General features: G+C 36.0%; 18 protein-coding genes. 9 read left to right on the forward strand and 9 right to left on the reverse strand.

Going from position 1 to position 16652, the window contains the following annotated elements; genetic code table 11:
• Nucleotides 1–83: 83 nt before the first annotated feature.
• The 3 genes from smpB (at nt 84) to IPK14_05515 (ending at nt 2772) form a co-directional block, all read left to right on the forward strand.
• Complete coding sequence (gene smpB, locus IPK14_05505; protein MBK7992878.1) at nt 84–551, forward strand: SsrA-binding protein SmpB; 468 nt, start codon at nt 84–86, stop codon at nt 549–551.
• Between the two features lie 72 nt (nt 552–623).
• Nucleotides 624–2108: a leucyl aminopeptidase gene (locus IPK14_05510; protein MBK7992879.1), complete on the forward strand. Its 1485-nt coding sequence runs from the start codon at nt 624–626 to the stop codon at nt 2106–2108.
• 52 nt (nt 2109–2160) lie between these two features.
• Nucleotides 2161–2772 carry a Uma2 family endonuclease gene (locus IPK14_05515; GenBank protein MBK7992880.1) on the forward strand — a complete coding sequence of 204 codons (612 nt, stop codon included), beginning with the start codon at nt 2161–2163 and terminating at the stop codon, nt 2770–2772.
• A 19-nt stretch (nt 2773–2791) separates the two neighbouring features.
• On the opposite strand, the gene menC is transcribed toward IPK14_05515, so the two are convergent.
• The gene (menC, locus tag IPK14_05520; GenBank protein MBK7992881.1) at nt 2792–3901 is read right to left on the reverse strand and encodes an o-succinylbenzoate synthase; all 1110 of its coding nucleotides are present in this window, start codon (nt 3899–3901) and stop codon (nt 2792–2794) included.
• Nucleotides 3902–4110: 209 nt separating this feature from the next.
• On the opposite strand from menC, the gene IPK14_05525 reads away from it, so the two are divergent.
• The 4 genes from IPK14_05525 to IPK14_05540 all read left to right on the forward strand — a co-directional run bounded on the left by IPK14_05525 (nt 4111) and on the right by IPK14_05540 (nt 7177).
• Nucleotides 4111–5532, forward strand: coding sequence for a LysM peptidoglycan-binding domain-containing protein (locus tag IPK14_05525; protein ID MBK7992882.1), 1422 nt, complete (start codon nt 4111–4113; stop codon nt 5530–5532).
• Between the two features lie 201 nt (nt 5533–5733).
• On the forward strand, nt 5734–6225 hold the full coding sequence (locus IPK14_05530; protein ID MBK7992883.1) for a hypothetical protein: 492 nt from the start codon (nt 5734–5736) through the stop codon (nt 6223–6225).
• Nucleotides 6226–6567: 342 nt separating this feature from the next.
• On the forward strand, nt 6568–6810 hold the full coding sequence (locus IPK14_05535) for a hypothetical protein (GenBank protein ID MBK7992884.1): 243 nt from the start codon (nt 6568–6570) through the stop codon (nt 6808–6810).
• A gap of 82 nt (nt 6811–6892) precedes the next feature.
• Nucleotides 6893–7177: a hypothetical protein gene (locus IPK14_05540; protein ID MBK7992885.1), complete on the forward strand. Its 285-nt coding sequence runs from the start codon at nt 6893–6895 to the stop codon at nt 7175–7177.
• 4 nt (nt 7178–7181) lie between these two features.
• Here the strand turns inward: IPK14_05540 and IPK14_05545 are convergent, their stop codons facing one another.
• A complete protein-coding gene (locus IPK14_05545; GenBank protein ID MBK7992886.1) occupies nt 7182–7976 on the reverse strand; it encodes a hypothetical protein in 795 nt (264 codons plus the stop codon).
• A 173-nt stretch (nt 7977–8149) separates the two neighbouring features.
• Between IPK14_05545 and IPK14_05550 the strand changes: the two genes are divergently transcribed.
• Entirely contained in the window at nt 8150–9253 is a 1104-nt protein-coding gene (locus tag IPK14_05550; GenBank protein ID MBK7992887.1) for a hypothetical protein, read from the forward strand.
• 6 nt (nt 9254–9259) lie between these two features.
• Nucleotides 9260–10186, forward strand: a complete 927-nt coding sequence (locus tag IPK14_05555; GenBank protein MBK7992888.1) for an ADP-ribosylglycohydrolase family protein — start codon at nt 9260–9262, stop codon at nt 10184–10186.
• Nucleotides 10187–10211: 25 nt separating this feature from the next.
• Here the strand turns inward: IPK14_05555 and IPK14_05560 are convergent, their stop codons facing one another.
• The 7 genes from IPK14_05560 to IPK14_05590 all read right to left on the reverse strand — a co-directional run bounded on the left by IPK14_05560 (nt 10212) and on the right by IPK14_05590 (nt 16651).
• Nucleotides 10212–10973 carry a GNAT family N-acetyltransferase gene (locus tag IPK14_05560; protein ID MBK7992889.1) on the reverse strand — a complete coding sequence of 254 codons (762 nt, stop codon included), beginning with the start codon at nt 10971–10973 and terminating at the stop codon, nt 10212–10214.
• A gap of 21 nt (nt 10974–10994) precedes the next feature.
• A complete protein-coding gene (locus IPK14_05565; protein MBK7992890.1) occupies nt 10995–13583 on the reverse strand; it encodes an LPS-assembly protein LptD in 2589 nt (862 codons plus the stop codon).
• A gap of 246 nt (nt 13584–13829) precedes the next feature.
• Entirely contained in the window at nt 13830–14090 is a 261-nt protein-coding gene (locus IPK14_05570) for a hypothetical protein (protein ID MBK7992891.1), read from the reverse strand.
• A 181-nt stretch (nt 14091–14271) separates the two neighbouring features.
• Nucleotides 14272–15291 carry an anthranilate phosphoribosyltransferase gene (trpD, locus tag IPK14_05575; protein MBK7992892.1) on the reverse strand — a complete coding sequence of 340 codons (1020 nt, stop codon included), beginning with the start codon at nt 15289–15291 and terminating at the stop codon, nt 14272–14274.
• A 30-nt stretch (nt 15292–15321) separates the two neighbouring features.
• Nucleotides 15322–15885 (reverse strand): aminodeoxychorismate/anthranilate synthase component II, encoded by a 564-nt coding sequence (locus IPK14_05580; protein MBK7992893.1) that lies wholly within the window; start codon nt 15883–15885, stop codon nt 15322–15324.
• Entirely contained in the window at nt 15869–16150 is a 282-nt protein-coding gene (locus tag IPK14_05585) for a peptidylprolyl isomerase (protein MBK7992894.1), read from the reverse strand. Before IPK14_05585 ends, IPK14_05580 begins: the two co-directional genes overlap by 17 nt.
• Nucleotides 16151–16189: 39 nt before the next feature.
• Nucleotides 16190–16651 (reverse strand): peptidylprolyl isomerase, encoded by a 462-nt coding sequence (locus IPK14_05590; protein MBK7992895.1) that lies wholly within the window; start codon nt 16649–16651, stop codon nt 16190–16192.
• Nucleotide 16652: the final 1 nt, after the last annotated feature.

Here is a 16652-nt window from a genome sequence, read left to right on the forward strand (position 1 = left end):
GCTTGATGCCGTTGCATTAAACAAAGAGCTTTTGCTATATTTCAAAATTCTTTCTATAAAATTTTGAGAAGCTCTAATTTACTATGACAGAAAAATTTAAGGCTATTAGCACTAACCGAGAGGCCTATCATAACTACTACATTGAGGATACTTTAGAAGCAGGGATTGTGCTGACTGGTACAGAAGTTAAATCTTTGCGAGATGGACGGGTAAACCTAAAGGACTCTTATGTAATGGTCAAAGAGGGAGAAATTTGGCTAATTAATGCACATATTAGCCCTTATAGTCATGGAAATAGAGAAAATCACGATCCAACCCGCATTAGAAAACTGCTAATGCACAAAAAAGAGATTATTAAACTTGGCTATAAAGTAAAAGAAAAAGGCTTAGCGTTAGTAATTACAAAACTTTATTTTAAGAAAAATCGCGTTAAAGCAGAGATTGGTTTAGGAAAAGGTAAAAAACTTTATGACAAACGCGAAACAGAAAAACAAAGAGTTGTTGAACGCGAAACACGTTCTATGCTCAAAGAACGTAGAAGTAGAGAATAAATATTTTTTAAGTCCTGAGACGGACAATTTTTTCTTGGCATATGATCAATAACAGGGAGTTTTAGATAGAAAATGGAAATTAAAGTCTTAACAGATAATTTTTATCAAGTTGCCTCAGAAACCTTAGTTGTACCAATTTATGAAGATGAGACTTGCTTAGAAGGTTTTTGTAAAGAGTTAGACGAAGCTGTCAATGGTGTAATAAGCTCGCTTTTTGAAAGAAAAGAATTTCGTGCTAAAGCTAATGAAACTGCATATTTACATTTAGCTCCAGGGCTAAAAGCCCAACGCCTTTTATTAGTTGGCCTAGGTAAACAAACAAAAGTTACTGCAACACAGCTAAGACAAGCAGCAGGCACAGCAGTTAGATTTTTAAGAGCCAAGAAAATTAAATCCCTAGCATTTTTATTGCGCGATGGGGTGACGGCGGCAAAGGCAGGGCAATCTTTAACAGAAGGCGCGATTTTAAGCACTTTTGACCCTGATAGCTATAAAACCCGTGAGCGTGAACGCAATCAAGTTAATGAATTTTCTATCTTAACAACTCCTGATAACCAATCTGCTGTTGAACAAGGCGTAACAGTAGGAAAAATTTTAGGCGACTCTACCAATTTTTCCCGCAATTTAGTTAATGAACCTAGTTCTAACTTAAACCCTGTTGATATGGCTAAACATGCAGAAACCATTGCCAAAGAAGCTAATTTAACCTTTGAAGCACTTGATGAAGAAAAAATGAAAGAATTAGGAATGGGTGCATTGCTTGGCGTTTCTCGTGGATCAGCCCAGGAAGCCAGGTTAATAGTTTTACGTTATCAACACCCAGAAGCAGACCCATCAAAAGTAATTGCGCTTGTTGGAAAGGGCATAACCTTTGATTCGGGGGGGATTTCCATTAAACCTAGCGAAGGAATGGAAAAAATGAAGGGTGATATGGCTGGGGCTGCGGCTGTAATGGGCGCAATGCGGGCAATAGGCTATCTAAAACCTAAAGTCTCAGTGGTTGGAGTAATGGCATGTGCTGAAAATATGCCGTCGGGAACAGCTATAAAACCTGGTGATGTGCTGGTTTCAATGTCGGGTCAAACCATTGAAGTTGTAAATACAGATGCCGAAGGTCGTCTAGTGCTTGCTGATGCAATTACTTATGCTCGTGAAAAACTAGGAGCAACTAAAATAGTTGACCTAGCTACTTTGACTGGTGCTGTAGGCATTGCTCTAGGCCCAGTTTATGCTGGTATTTTAGGCACTTGCCAAGAGTTAGTTAATCAAATTATCGCTACAGGTGCTGAAGTAGGGGAACGCTACTGGCAACTACCTTTAGATGAGGAATATGGCGAACAAATACAAAGCGATATTGCTGATCTAAAAAATAGCGGTGGTCGTCCAGCAGGTACAATTACAGGAGCTTATTTTATTAAAGAATTTACAGGTGATACTCCCTGGGTACACTTAGATATAGCTAGTACTGCTATGTCAAATGACAAAAAACCTTATATAAGCAAAGGTGCTACAGGCATTGGAGTTAGAACTTTAGTTAGCTGGGTAATGTCTCAGTAATTTCTTATAATATAATTCCGTAAAGCTTTTGTGTTGCTCAGGAGAAAGATTTATGTCTTCACAACCAAAAAAAAGTTATACATTAGAAGAATATTTTGAAATAGAACGAAACTCACAAATTAAGTATGAATACTGGGACGGCCAAATTTTTGCTATGAGTGGTGCTAGTCCTGAACATAATAAAATTTCTGTGAATTTAACTATAGACATAGGTTCCCAACTCAGAAGCCGTTCTTGTGAATTGTTTCATAGTGACCAAAGGGTAAAAGTTCCCACTTGGCCTCCTTATCGCTATCCTGATTTAGTCGCTTTATGTGGCAAGCCAGAATACCAAGAAATAGGAGGCGTAAAAGCTTTACTTAACCCAAGTCTAATAATAGAAATACTTTCGCCTAGCACAGAAGCCTTTGATCGAGGTGATAAGTTTAGTTATTACAAATCCATTCCTACTTTTTGCGAATATATTTTAGTTGCTCAACATCGCCCACATATTACCCAAATAATAAAACAGTCTGATAATAAATGGTTACTTTCAGAAGTTAATGAACTAACAGAAAGTATTTACTTAACGTCAATTGATTGTTCTTTGAAACTTAGTGATATTTACTTAGGCGTTGAATTTCCTCCAGCCAATCAAAATCCGGTTGGAGGACTGATAGACTAAAATCTATAAGTTATAGATTTCAATCTTTAATAACCAAAGATCGCTGCTTAAGTTTTTCAATTTGCTTTTCGTTTACTTGATAACCTAAACCTGCTGATGTTGGCACGTTGATAGTGCCGTTTGAATTTACTTCTATTTCTGGCTCAACAATATCTTGTGTCCAATAACGCTTACTAGCAGAAACATCACCTGGCAAAACAAACCCTGCAAGCGATGAAAGCGCGATGTTATGAGCGCGACCAATACCACTTTCTAACATTCCACCACACCAAACCGGGATATTTTTTTTATAACAATAATCATGAATTTCTTTCGCGCTCGCATGACCACCTACACGGCCAAGTTTGATGTTAATAATTTTTCCAGCATTTATAGACAAGGCTTTTCTTGCATCATCAACACTTAAAATTGACTCATCTAAACAAATTGGTGTCGTAATTTGTCGCTGTAACTCGCTATGATCAACTATGTCATCATGTTCTAATGGTTGTTCAATCATCATTAAATTATAGACATCAAAAGATTTTAATAACTCTAGGTCTGATAAGCTATAAGCCGAGTTAGCATCAACCATTAGTTGAATATTAGGAAAGCTATTTCTTACAGCTTTAATCAAACTTTCGTCAAGGCCAGGCTTAATTTTAATTTTAATTCTTTTGTAACCTGCTGATAGCTCTCTTTCTATTTTCTGAAGTAAATCTGTGGTGCTGTCTTGAATGCCTATAGAAACACCGCAAGGAATTTCTTTAAGCGTTCCACCTAAAGCTTGGCTAAGAGAAATATTTTTAGCTTGGCTGTAAAGCTCCCAAACGGCTGTTTCAAGTGCTGCTTGTGCCATTTTATGCCCGCGAAGTTGAGGAAAAAATTGTGTAATTTCGCTTGGATGGGAAAATTCTTTATTAATTAAGCTTGGAGCTAAATATTTAGAAATTATAAGCCAAGCTGTATCAATTGACTCATGATTATAAAAAGGGTGTTCCGGCGCAGTGCATTCACCATAACCAATAACTCCATCCGCCCAAATTTTAATGATTAAAATTCGACGTAATGTTGTACGACCAAAACTAGTTTCAAATGGTGAAATCAGCGGCATAGCGATTTCTTTTAGCTCAATTTGTTCAATTCTCATGGTTTCTATTAAGTAATTCTATAAATGTTTTAAGATGAATATTTTATGACTTTCTAAAAGTGTTAATTTAAGCATAAAAATAAAAAATATTTTATGAAGATCTAAAAAAAGCTGGTATATAGTTATCAAACAAGCCGATTTACTTTTGTTAACTATTTCATCATTTTACACAAATCAAAAATTTATTTTTAACCATTGTAGGAGGGTATATGCCAAGTTCAGTAGGTGGTAATGGAGGATCTAGAGATAGCGGTAATTCACGTAGTTGTGATTCTATGTCATCATCACAACGTAGCAATAGCATTAGTAATTCTAATAGCAACAGCACTAGTAGTAGCCGTAGTAGCCAATCAAGTCAATCTCAAGGCAACTTGGCTGGGATGAATGTTTCCAGAAGTAACTCTCCTAAAGAAAGCCCAGCAGCACAAGCAGCACAAGCAGCAAGATGTAACCCTGCTCGTGGCAACATGAATGGAATGAATGTAGCTAAAAGCACTACTCCAAAAGAAAGTCCAGCTATGCAAGCAGCACAAGCAGCAAGATGTAACCCTGCTGCAAATCGTGCTTCTACACAAGCTAGTAATACAACAAATAATACAGCCAATAACCAAACCGCTAGCCCCAATACAACAAATAATACATCTAGCGCAGCAAAAGCAGCTAACACCCAACAAGCAGCAAATAAAACAGCCGATGCACAACAAGCAGCCAAGCAAGCCGAAGCTAAACAAGCTCAAGCTAATTTAGGAAATTTAAGCGTTGCAAAAACTAATGCTGCTACAGAAAGCCCAGTGTCAAAAACAACTGACGCAGCACAAGCAGCCAACACAACACCAAACGCTGCTGCTATTAGTGCTGCTACTACACCTGCTAGCCAAACTCACACGGTAAAAGCAGGCGAAACCCTTTCTGGCATTGCTTCTAAAGCTAACACAACTGTAAAAGACATAGTTGCTGCTAATCCAGAAATTACCAACCCAAATAAAATTAGTGTAGGTCAACAAATCAATGTTCCAAGCGCAGCTAAAGCAACAGAAGTTGACGCGCTAGCAACAACTCCTACAGCAGTTGAAGCCATTGCAGCTAAACCTAATGCCCCAGTCAATGGTTTGACTGTCCAGCAATTACGTGCAATTGTGCCAAATCTACCTTTAGCTAAAGCTCAAGAATATCTACCACACTTAAATGCTGCATTAGCAGAATTTAAGATCAACACCCCAGCCCGCCAAGCTGCTTTTGTCGCCCAACTAGCGCATGAAAGCGTCGGACTAACAGCATTTGAAGAATTTGCTAGCGGTCGTGCTTATGAAGGCAGACCAGATTTAGGTAACACTCAACCTGGCGATGGTGTACGTTTTAAGGGTCGTGGGCCAATTCAATTAACAGGTCGTGCTAATTATCGAGAAGTTGGAAAAGCTTTAGGTATAGATCTTGAAAATAACCCTAAATTAGCTTCTACTCCAGAAGTTGGTTTTCGCGTTGCAGGTCAATTTTGGGAAAGAAATGGCTTGAATGAGCTTGCTGACGCACAAAAATTTGATTCTATTACCAAGCGTGTAAATGGTGGTTTTAATGGTAAAGCTGACCGAGATCGTTATTATGCCCGCGCTAAAGATGTATTAGATGTTTAAGCTTGTTATATACCCTCCTATTAAAAAAAGCCTAGCTAAATCAGCTAGGTTTTTTTGTTTTGAGAGCTTTCATCAAAATTAATCTTTCCTAATATTTCCCCTATTTTCTTTTTTAATTTATGCTAAAGTAAAACATATCTTTTTACTAATATAACTTAGTCTAATGTATTAATTTAACTACTTAGGGAGAAAAGATATTTTATGAAATTAGAAAAACTCTCGTCTCCCGGATTTCTTCTAGCCTTACTGCTACTTTTGACCAACGATTTTATTTTTAAGCCTATTTTTCATAATTTTATTACAGGAAAACTTTCTGATTTTGCAGGGCTTTTTGTCTTTCCAATTTTTTGGCTAGCACTTTTTCCAAATAGGAAAAAGATAATTTACTTTTTAACAGCCTTTTTATTTGTCTTTTGGAAATCATTCTATTCTCAAGCTTTAATAGACATTTGGAATAGTCTTGAGTTACTAAATATCCATCGTGTTGTTGATTATACAGATTTATTTGCACTGTTAATTTTACTTGTATCATATTACTATGATCAATTTGCTATTTTAATAAAAACAAGTCGATTAGCTTACAGTGTGCTTATTTCAATTTCGTTATTTGCTTTTATTGCAACAAGTTATGTAAGGCCAGAACATTTTTATGAAAATAAAGATTATTATTTTGACTTTTCAAAACAGAGCTAGTAAAAAGAATGAATTATATGAAAAAAGAATGTATTAAACGCTCCATCGAAATTGAGGAGCAAAGGATAAATGAAAAAGAAACTATGTACAACATTACTTTTTGCTCTTGTTTATGTAGACCATACCAAGATAAACTACCCCTATTGTTTGTCACATTGTAGTTAAAAGAGAACAAGAAAAATCACAGATTTCATTAATTTCAATCCCTTATCCTTATGTAGACAAAAATGCTAACCATGATTGCCGTAATGCCACTCCAAAAGGAAGAAAAATCTACAGATGAGGATCAAAAAGAATTTTTATTACGCATTTTTGAGAAAGAATTTATAGATAGGTTAAAATATGGCAGATTTGAAGATTAAAACACAGTCACTTCCAGAACGTTGTGAGATTTGCCATAAAGTGGATCTCTTTGATCCGATAGCTAATTTTTGTCAGCGTTGCAATAACATAACCAAACCATCTAAAAGCCAAAAGTTAATCAATAATTTAGTAAATCATCCTCAACTAAGAAATGTTAATAATTGGAAAATTTTATTTACATTTATCATTAGTCGTTGGGTGACAGAGCCTTTATTCAAATAGGATTTACTTTGGTAAGCCTTTACTTAAAGGTGATGTCATATTTTACATTTTTATTCCGGCAAGCCTTGTAATTGTAATAATAATGGCATTATGGCTTTTGACTTATGAAATTTTTGATCAAAAGCATTTTAATATTGCTATTGCTGGAAGCATTTTAAGTTACATAACTTTGTTATTGTTAGTATGGCTTGAAATAAAGCTACAAATAAATGTCTATTATTCTGGACTAGGGGCTTTTTTTGTTGGTTTATTTGGCTTTGGTTTAATAACAATTAGCGATTTTCGCTTAGAGCTAGCCAAATCTTTTTTAATGACTAACCAAGAAAAAATTGATCATAATAAAATACACATAACTAGTAGTAATTAAAATTTTAACTCACTTTAATATTATTAATCCAAGAAACTACGTAATCTGCATAAGCTTGCCAGAGTTCTGGAAAACGTGTGACATTGGGGATGTGATTAACCTCTAACAAATGTTTGGTTCCTTTTTCAGTAACAATATAGTCATTTGCTAGGATTTCTAGCCCAAAACCTTTTCCTATAGCTTTAGTATCTTCAAGTAATTCTTGGTCTACTTCCATAAAATCAGATGCTTCAGAATGAATAGATTTAAGCCAGCTTTCACCCTCTAAGCGAATTTGCCAGTATTTATCACCAATAATTACAAGTCTAACGGCTTGGCCTGCTAAAAAATCTTCTATGATGCAAGCTTCTGAACTTGTCCAATTGCCTGTAAAACGCTCTTTATTTTCTCCACAATGCCAGTTGCCCCATTTGGCTACTTTTTCTGTGTCTGACTGAAATAATGTTCCAGGCCCAGCATAACCCCTTAACGGTAGGCCAAAACGAGTGTATTCTAAAGCCCGTGCTAGACAAGGAATTTTTAGCCGTGTATCCATCATTGCACGGGCATTTGGTAAACAAGGGCCTCCCCAAAGAACTAAGCCGGCAAAAAAATCTAAGTCATTTTCATAAATCGCATGAAAAACAACTCTGTCTACATTTACCAACCAAGGCCCTTTGCGTGATTCAACTTGTAGCAGGCCGTCTTTAACTATTATTTGTGGTAAAAGTTCATGCGCTACGGCACGGATATTAATTCTGGAAATGATTTCCTCGTGTTCTGTTTTGTCTAAGCCTACAATTAAAACTCGTTCTGACATAATTTATATACTCATATTAAAATTACTTAATATTTGACAAATTAACATCATTTGTTATTTTCTAAAATTATGCCATTCAAAGAAAAATCACAAGTTTATTTTTATATAGTGCTTTGTCGTAAGACTGTTGATAAAATGTAGCTCATATTTATTTCCAAAATAAGGTATTAGACATGGGACAATATTTGTACACGGCAGAAGACAGCGAAGGAAAAAAAGTTACACAAAGAGTAGAAGCCCCTAATTTAGACTATGCAAAGATGCGCTTAGAGCGAGAAGGTTATAGAGCAATAGTTTTTCATGAAGATGAAATGATCGAAGAAATAAAAAAGATGTATGCTACCAACCTTGAGGAGTTACCAAACTATACTCCAGAAATACAACTTAGTGATGTGCAAAAACAAGGTTTTTGGCACAATGTGTTAGTTCAAATAAAAGTTAATAAATCGCTTTTAATTCCTTTATTTGTTTTAACTGCGTTTGGGCTTTGGATGGGTTCAACTCTTCTTTGGGTAAGCCTTGTTTTAGATTTATTAATGATAGCTTTTATAACTATCTTTACTTTACCTAAAATGCTTTTTGATAGCTTAGTGTCGGCTACTCAATGGGCAGAGTGGGATAAAGTCTTTTTTTATGCGGGACTACTTAAAAAAGCAACTAAGTTAATTAATTTAGATATGCTTAATCATGAAATTGACATGCGAGTAGCTACAGCTTTAGCTGGAAAAGGGGATTTGGACAAGGCCTTAAAGTTAGTACAACAATATGAAAGAGACCCTAATGTCCCTAAATGGCTTCACTACGCGCGGTTAGCTTCGGTTTTTATTGCAGTAAAAGACTATAACAAAGCAACAGAATGTCAATTAATGGCAATAGAACTAGGCCCAGATGGTGCAAATACCTTAATAGATTATGCTTTAGGGCTTGCCCGTTATCATAAAGATACAATTAAAGCTAGAGAAGTTTTAGAGCAGATTAGCACAAAAGAAATGTCAGAACTTGCAGCGATTTTTGTTTCTTTTTGTAAAGGCGTTATTTTAGTCGAGGAACAAAACTATTTTGAAGCAAATTTTCATCTTTCTGTAGCTATGAAAAAAATTGCTCCTTATGAAAATTTACCTGATCTTTTAGCAGAAATTAAAGCTTATTGGGCAATTTCACTAGCTAAAATGGGTGAAAGAGAAAAGGCTACAATGTTGTTTCAACAAGCTAAACCAATATTGCTAGCAAACAAAGAAGCTGAACTTATAAAGCACTGCCAACAAGTGTTAAGTTAAAAATATATGACAGATAAAATTAATAGTGCAAATGAGCGTTTAACTAGAGCAAAACTTTCTTTAACAGGGCTTTCCATTGGAGATAGTTTAGGCGATAGATTTTTCTTAGATCCTGCAATTGCAGAAAATTTAATTTCTGAGCGTGCTTTGCCTAAATCCCCTTGGCATTATACAGATGATACTTTAATGGCAATGTCTATTGTATCTATACTAAGAAAATATGAAAAAATAGATCAAGACCAGCTAGCTAAAAGTTTTGGTGAACGTTATGACAATACTCGTGGCTATGGCCCAGCTATGCATGGTTTGTTACATCAATTTAGACTTGGTGAAGCTTGGCAAGATGCTGCTAGTAGCTTGTTTAATGGGCGTGGCTCTTATGGAAATGGTGCAGCAATGCGAATTGCTCCTTTAGGAGCATATTTTGCTGACGATTTGGACATGGCAATTGAACAAGCTGTTTGTTCAGCAGAAGTAACACATACAAATGAAGAAGCAATAGCAGGCGCAATAGCTGTTGCAGTAGCTGCTGCTTGGGCATGGCGAGTTAGAGAAAATAATCCTTTACCCACACGTGCGGAGTTTTTAGATCTTATTTTGCCAGCTATTCCTAAAACTGAAGTAAGCGGAAAAGTTCGTAAAGCTCGTGACATGGATAAAAATGCTTCTTTGGAATTTGCTGTTGCTGTATTAGGTAATGGTGTAATGGTTTCTGCTCAAGATACAGTTCCACTAGCTTTATGGTGTGCAGCAACACACCTTAATGATTTTACAGAAGCCTTTTGGCTAACTGTTAGTGCATTAGGTGATCGGGATACTACTTGTGCTATTGTTGGTGGAATTGTTGCTTTAAGTGCTGGTCAAAAGTCTATACCTAAAGATTGGCTATGTTCTAGGGAAGCCTTACCAAATTGGCCTTTTAGAGATAGTTAAGAATTAAATTCTATAAAAATACTTATCAGAATATACTATTAGATTTAGAAAAGTAATATCGACTAAATTGATCTTGTTGGCCTCTAGCAAAGCCTGTACAAACCAAACCTTTATCAAACATTGCTTGAAAGTCTTTACGGACTCTTAAGCGCCATTCTTTAGTTACAGCCAAGCTATCACCACGAATTATGGAAATATCTGTCGGGATTTCTACGTAAGGAGAACTTAGATCAATTGCTGGGTTTTCGCCTTGGATAGCTTTTTCTACTCGCTCGCTATCTACCCACCATTCAGCCTTTAGCCGATCGGACTCAATCCCTGCATCAAAAATGCTAGTGTTTCCTGTACCATAAAAATTTACTTTGTATTCTTTAACAATACAGCCAAGTTTATTGATATTAAAATGTGCATTAAGTGAGCGCAAAGGGTCAAAAGTCCAAGTTACTTTTTTGAATTGGCGTTTAATTGCTTCTATTCTTTGCCAAAGTTTTAGTTCTCGTCCTAATCCGCTATTGCGATATTCAGGCACGACGGCTAGCATATGAGAGTAATAAATAGGCTGATTTTGTGGGTCAACACCAGCAAAGGAATGTAAAAAGGCTAGTAATTCATTATTTTCAGTAAATGCCCCTATTAAAAAACCTCCGCTATTTTGTGAAATTATATAAATTCGTGCAGGAGTAATTTCAAGATCTGTTGTGTGCCAAACCTTACGTTGCAACTCCATGCATTTTTCATAATCTTCAAAGTTTTCACAACGTCGGATGGTATAATCAGGGACAGACATAAGTTATTATCCATTAATATATTAGCGATTTTGATTTGTACCAAAAGAACCTATTCCAGACAGCGAGAAGGAAAAACTTACTCGTGTTTCGCTAAAACCATTAACATTTATTGTAGTTAGATTTAGCTCAACGCTTCCACAATCACAGGCATAGCCAAAATATGAAGTTGATCGTCGTAAACCTGCACGAGTACGAACACCTGTAATAGTGTCTATTCTATCAGTAAAATCATAGGTAAATGTGCCACCACCATAGTAGCCACGGGCCTCATTACCAAGAGAAATACCTGTCACCAAAAGACTTCCTGGAAATGTTCCTGGCTCAATTTGTCCTGGCGCGGTTTGAAGTGAAGAAATCTTAAAATATCTTTGTGAAATACTAAAATTACGTTGTGAATAAGAAGTTCCTATTGAAAAATTTCTTACCTTATTGCGCTCAGTGTCATAATCCATACGCATATCAGCCGAAATTGTATTTAATGGACGATAGCGAACATTAACATTAAGTGGTGAAAAATCCCGTCTTTGGCTACCAAAAGTAAACCCAGAAAGCGTATTGATTGGGAAAAACTGGTTTCTTACACCTGGTTTTAACGCTCCTCCAAAATCAGGGTCAAAGAAATATTTTTGTGTTAAAGCAATACTTAAAACTTCGTGTGTATTAATACGTCCATCACTTGTTTGCTTAGGCACAAAGAATCTATTAATAACACCATATTCTATTTCATTAGTATTAGCTACTGTATCACGTTCATCAAAACGAATAATTTGAGCAAAATTATCTACACCGCTAATTTTATGATAAGTAAAAGTTGGCTCAATAACATGCTTAAATTTGGGTGAACCATCGCTATTAGTATAAATTTTGGATAAAGAAGGAGGGCGGATATTTAATGAAAATTCAGCATATTTACGAAAAATATTATCTGGGCTAAGTTGATTACGTGAAATAGAAGGTACTAAGGGAATATCGGGCGAAATAGTTCTTAAACTACTAGTGTAGTAAGTAGAGCGCAAACTAAATTCAGGTCTAATTATCCAGCCAGCTAGATCAGGGACTACCAAAGTAAGTTTTGGTGACATGTCAAAGCGTTGGACAATGCTTGGAGTAATAAAAGTTATTGCTTGATTAAGACGTTCACGTCTATATAAACCTTCTATAGCGGTGTTAAATGATAGATAAAGCGGTAGGTTAGCCACTTGTTGCCCATAACCTGTAAGCTCTAATGAGGGTAAGTGACGCACTGTTACATCAGTATTTCTATCTGAAAGAGGATCCAGAAAAGCACCATTATTAAAAACCGTGTCCGATTTACCTTCTGCTAACATATTAAAACTATAATTAGCACCAGCAGAACTAAAGTTATTAATAAGATAAAATTGTGAACGATTTTCAGGGTTAAATACCTGTTCGGCTTCATTAGCAAAAGTACGACGGAAAGCTAGACTAGTGGTAAAGTCTACATCTACACCAGCAAAAAAGCCATTTGGCAAGTATTGAATACCTTTAGCAAAAAATAGCGAACCACCTGCATCTTGTTGAACAGGGAGGTTTTCTTGGTCAAAAAGTCTGTCAACAACGCTAAAAGTTCCTATTTTTATAGAAGAAAGTTCATCAGGACGAGCGCGAAAAGTTGTGCCAAATCCTACACCACGCTTAGTATAAATATCTGTGGTAAATAGTACATCAGCACTACGGCCTAGGGTTTGATAGTAGGCATTTCGGAAAAACCTGCCAGTTTGAGTAGAATTTCCTGTTGTTGGAATAAGGAAACCTGATTGACGTTCACGTTTGCCTATAGGTATAGCTACATAAGGAAGATAAAAAAGAGGGATATTCTTAAACTTAAACAAACCCCCCTTTACAGAGGCCGTTTTATTAATTTGTAAGCCTATGCGATCGCTTGCAAACTTCCAAGCAGGGGTGGCTTGTTCGCAAGCAGTAATACTAGCACCATGTAAAACATAGGAATCTAGACCAGTTTTTTCTACTCGTTCAGCTACAAAATTTAAAGTTGCGCCGTCGGATGTTTGATCTGTAAAGCCTTGAGCCTCATAGAAAGTGCCTTTACGGGTATAAATATTTAGGCTAGCTTTTTGTGCTGTTATTCGTTGTTGTGAGTCTGGGTCATAAATTACATTTCCTTCTGCTTCTGCATCACCGCTAACAGTATTAAAAATTACCTTATCAGCTTGTAATTTGCTTGTGCCGTAATTAATAACTACATAACCAGTAGCAATATAAGTGTCACCTTCTCTACGTTGCTCATCTGATTCAATAATTGCTTCTAGGTTTGCTACAGCAGTTTCTATTTTAGGTTGTTGGCTGTTAGTGTCGCTAGTGTCTTTGCTAGCGTTATTTTCCTCGTTATTTTTATTATTTTTACGTGCTTGGCGGGACTGTCTACGTCGTTCTTTTTCGCTTAAAGAGGGGTTTTCTTTTGGATCTTGTTGTAAAGATTGGATTAAATAGTGGTTTGAATGTGTAGAAGATGTTGGAGGATCATTTTTAGGATCTTCTAAAAGAGTTTTAGCAGTCACATTAAAATGTAAAGCAAAAATAAGAACAAACGACAGAATAACTAAACGGCGGCCAAACAGAACTTGCATAAGTAGGCTTCCAACGCTTTCTCTTTAACTAATTATTTTTTCTGGCTTAGGTAGCAAATCTTATCACGTGATTTAAGATATTCACAACTAACTAAAACCTTGTTTGAAAGAGTAAGGTTCAATTAGTTATTAATACTAGTTAACAAAAAAATACCCTAGCTTGAGCTAGGGTATTAGCCTTACTAAATTTTCAATTTTTAATTGAAGGGATAGGAGAAAAATGGAAAGTAGAAAGTAGAAAACTATTTAATGTGATAATTCATGATTGCGGCATTTATCTCCGCTAGGTACTACATTGACTGTTGGGCTATTGATCTCAAATGCTGTATTAGTATCATCTGTTAAACTATAAACATCAAAACCAAAGGAATCAAAATAAGTAGTTAGGTCAAGTGTAGAAGAGAGGTAAAGCGACTGAGGTTGACCGTAATATTCACATATTTCAAGCAATCTTTCTACTACTTCAATAGGAGCAAAATGTTCTTTAGGATCTTTGAAACTTGCCATGTCTGTATCTCCTCTCTGTAATTCTATGATTTATAAATCAAACTAGTCTTAAATGTTACGCGCTTTTGAGATGCTAGTAAATAAGGGCCAGTTGCTTTTTGGATAAGATTTGTTAAAAAGTTTCCTAGTCTAAAACATAGTAAGATAAATATTTTAGATAAAATTGCAGTAGGAATTTACATTAGCTTATTTGGTGGCTTAATTTAATTAATGATTCTAGTTTTGCAAGTGCTTTTCCTTGGCGGATGGCTTCTTTTGCAAGTGATACAGCCAATGTTAAGCTATTAGCCTTATCACAAAGATATAATACAGCAGCAGCATTAGCAAGAATTACATTGGTAAGGCTATCTTGTCTATGACCTGAAAGAATTTCTTTAAGGATATGGGCGTTTTGTGTTGCATTACCACCAACGATTGATGTTGGAATAACAGGATCGAAACCAAAATCTGCTGGAGAGAGTTCAAGTAAACTTACTATACCTTTATTAACAGATGCTACATGGGTAATACCAGTTAAAGTAATTTCATCTAGTCCATCAGAGCCATAAACTACCCAAGCGCGTTCAGTGCCTAGTTTAGCAAGGACTTGAGCGCATTTTTCAGCAGCAGATTTAGAATAAACGCCTACTAGTTGACGAGGAGTTTTAGCAGGGTTAGTTAGTGGCCCAAGTAGGTTAAAAGCAGTTCTTACTCCTAGTTGACGGCGAATTTCAGCAACTCTTTTTGTAGCACTATGAAAAGCAGGAGCAAACATAAAACAAATACCAATTTGATCTAAACAGCGAGCCGCTATTTCTGGACTAAGCATTATGTTTACACCTAATTGACTTAAGATATCAGCACTACCACATAGACTGGAAACAGCACGGTTTCCATGTTTTGCTACAGGAATGCCAGCAGCAGCAATAACAAAAGCTGCTGCCGTAGAAATATTAAATGTTCCTTGTCCATCTCCGCCTGTTCCAGAAGTATCAACAAAAAGTTGGTGTTTAATGTTAAAAGTGCTAGCACGTTGCCGCATTACTGTGGCAAAACCAGTTAATTCTTCTACGGTTTCGCCTTTCATTGCTAAAGCAATCAAGAGCGCGGAAATTTGAGCATCTGTAACCTCGCCATCAATAATTTCATTTAGTACTAAAATAGCTTGGTCTTGGCTTAGGTGTTTTCCTGCCATCACTTGTTTAATTAGATCTTTGATCATTTGCTGATGTCCAATAAATAATTTACTGATTTATAAGGTAATAAAGTTTTTAAGAAGTTGTTTACCATTATTAGTCATAATTGATTCAGGATGAAATTGTACACCTTCACAAACAAAACGCCGATGTCTAAGGCCCATTACTATACCATCTGGAGTTGTGGCAGAAACTTCTAAATCTGGTGGTATTGCATCACGATCTACAACTAAGGAATGATAACGAGTTGCACGAAAACGATATTCTAGCCCACGAAAAATTGTTAAACCATCGTGGCAAATTTCGCTAGTTTTACCGTGCATTAAATATGGGGCAGAAACTACTTTACCACCAAAAACCATCCCAATAGCTTGATGTCCAAGACAAATGCCTAGAATTGGAATTTTGCCAGCAAATTCTTTAATTAATGTGGGAGTAATTCCGGCTGCTTCTGGCCGACCTGGGCCAGGTGAAATTATTATATGTTTAGGTTTAATTTGTTTAATTTGATCTATAGTGATTTGATCATTTCGGTAAACATAGATATTTGGGTCATACTCACCCAAATATTGAACAATGTTGTAGGTAAATGAGTCATAGTTATCAATTACTAGAATCATTGGTTTTTGGCTCTGTTTCTTTTGGGGTAGTTTCGGCAGGTACTGCCGCTATTTCTTTAATTAGTATTTGTTTTATAGCAACTCGTTGTGCTGGCTTATCAGTTGTTCCTTCAGCAATTTGTAGTAAGGATAATTGATTAACTATTTCCATTCCACTAACAACATGACCGAAAATGCTATATTGATTATCTAGTGAAGGAAATCTTTCAGTACAAATAAAAAAATGTGATGTTCCACCGTCTGGCTCACCATTTGGACGAGCCATAGAAAGACTACCTTTTTCATGCCTAAGTGCTTGATCGTACTAAGCTTTTAGCTTTGGAATATCAAAGCGTTTTTTTAAGTTAGGGTTATTTTCTTCCCATGACCCAGGATTACCACTTTGAACAATATATTTTGGAATCACTCGGCTAATTGACATTCCATTAAAATAACCTGAACGAGCCAGCCAAATAAATTGACGTACATGATTTGGTGCTGATTTAGGATAAAATGCTAGGGTAAATTCTTTGTTTTCGTCTAATTCAACTACAGCTACTAACTTTTCCATTTCCTCTACACTAAGAAGCGTTTCCGGCGGGCGAATGGTTTCTGGCTCTGGTGGCTTAACGGGTGTAGGCGTTGGAGTGGGTGCTGGTGTTGTTGTCTTTGGCTTTGTTACAGGCTTACGTTTTTGTGCTAAAGTTAAGGAAGAAAAATTTAGAGTTATTACTACAGCTAAAACTAAATAACAGAAATTTTGGAGTGTTAATTTATTTTTTAACATA

The organism is Blastocatellia bacterium, assembly GCA_016713405.1.
Lineage (GTDB): Bacteria > Acidobacteriota > Blastocatellia > Chloracidobacteriales > JADJPF01 > JADJPF01.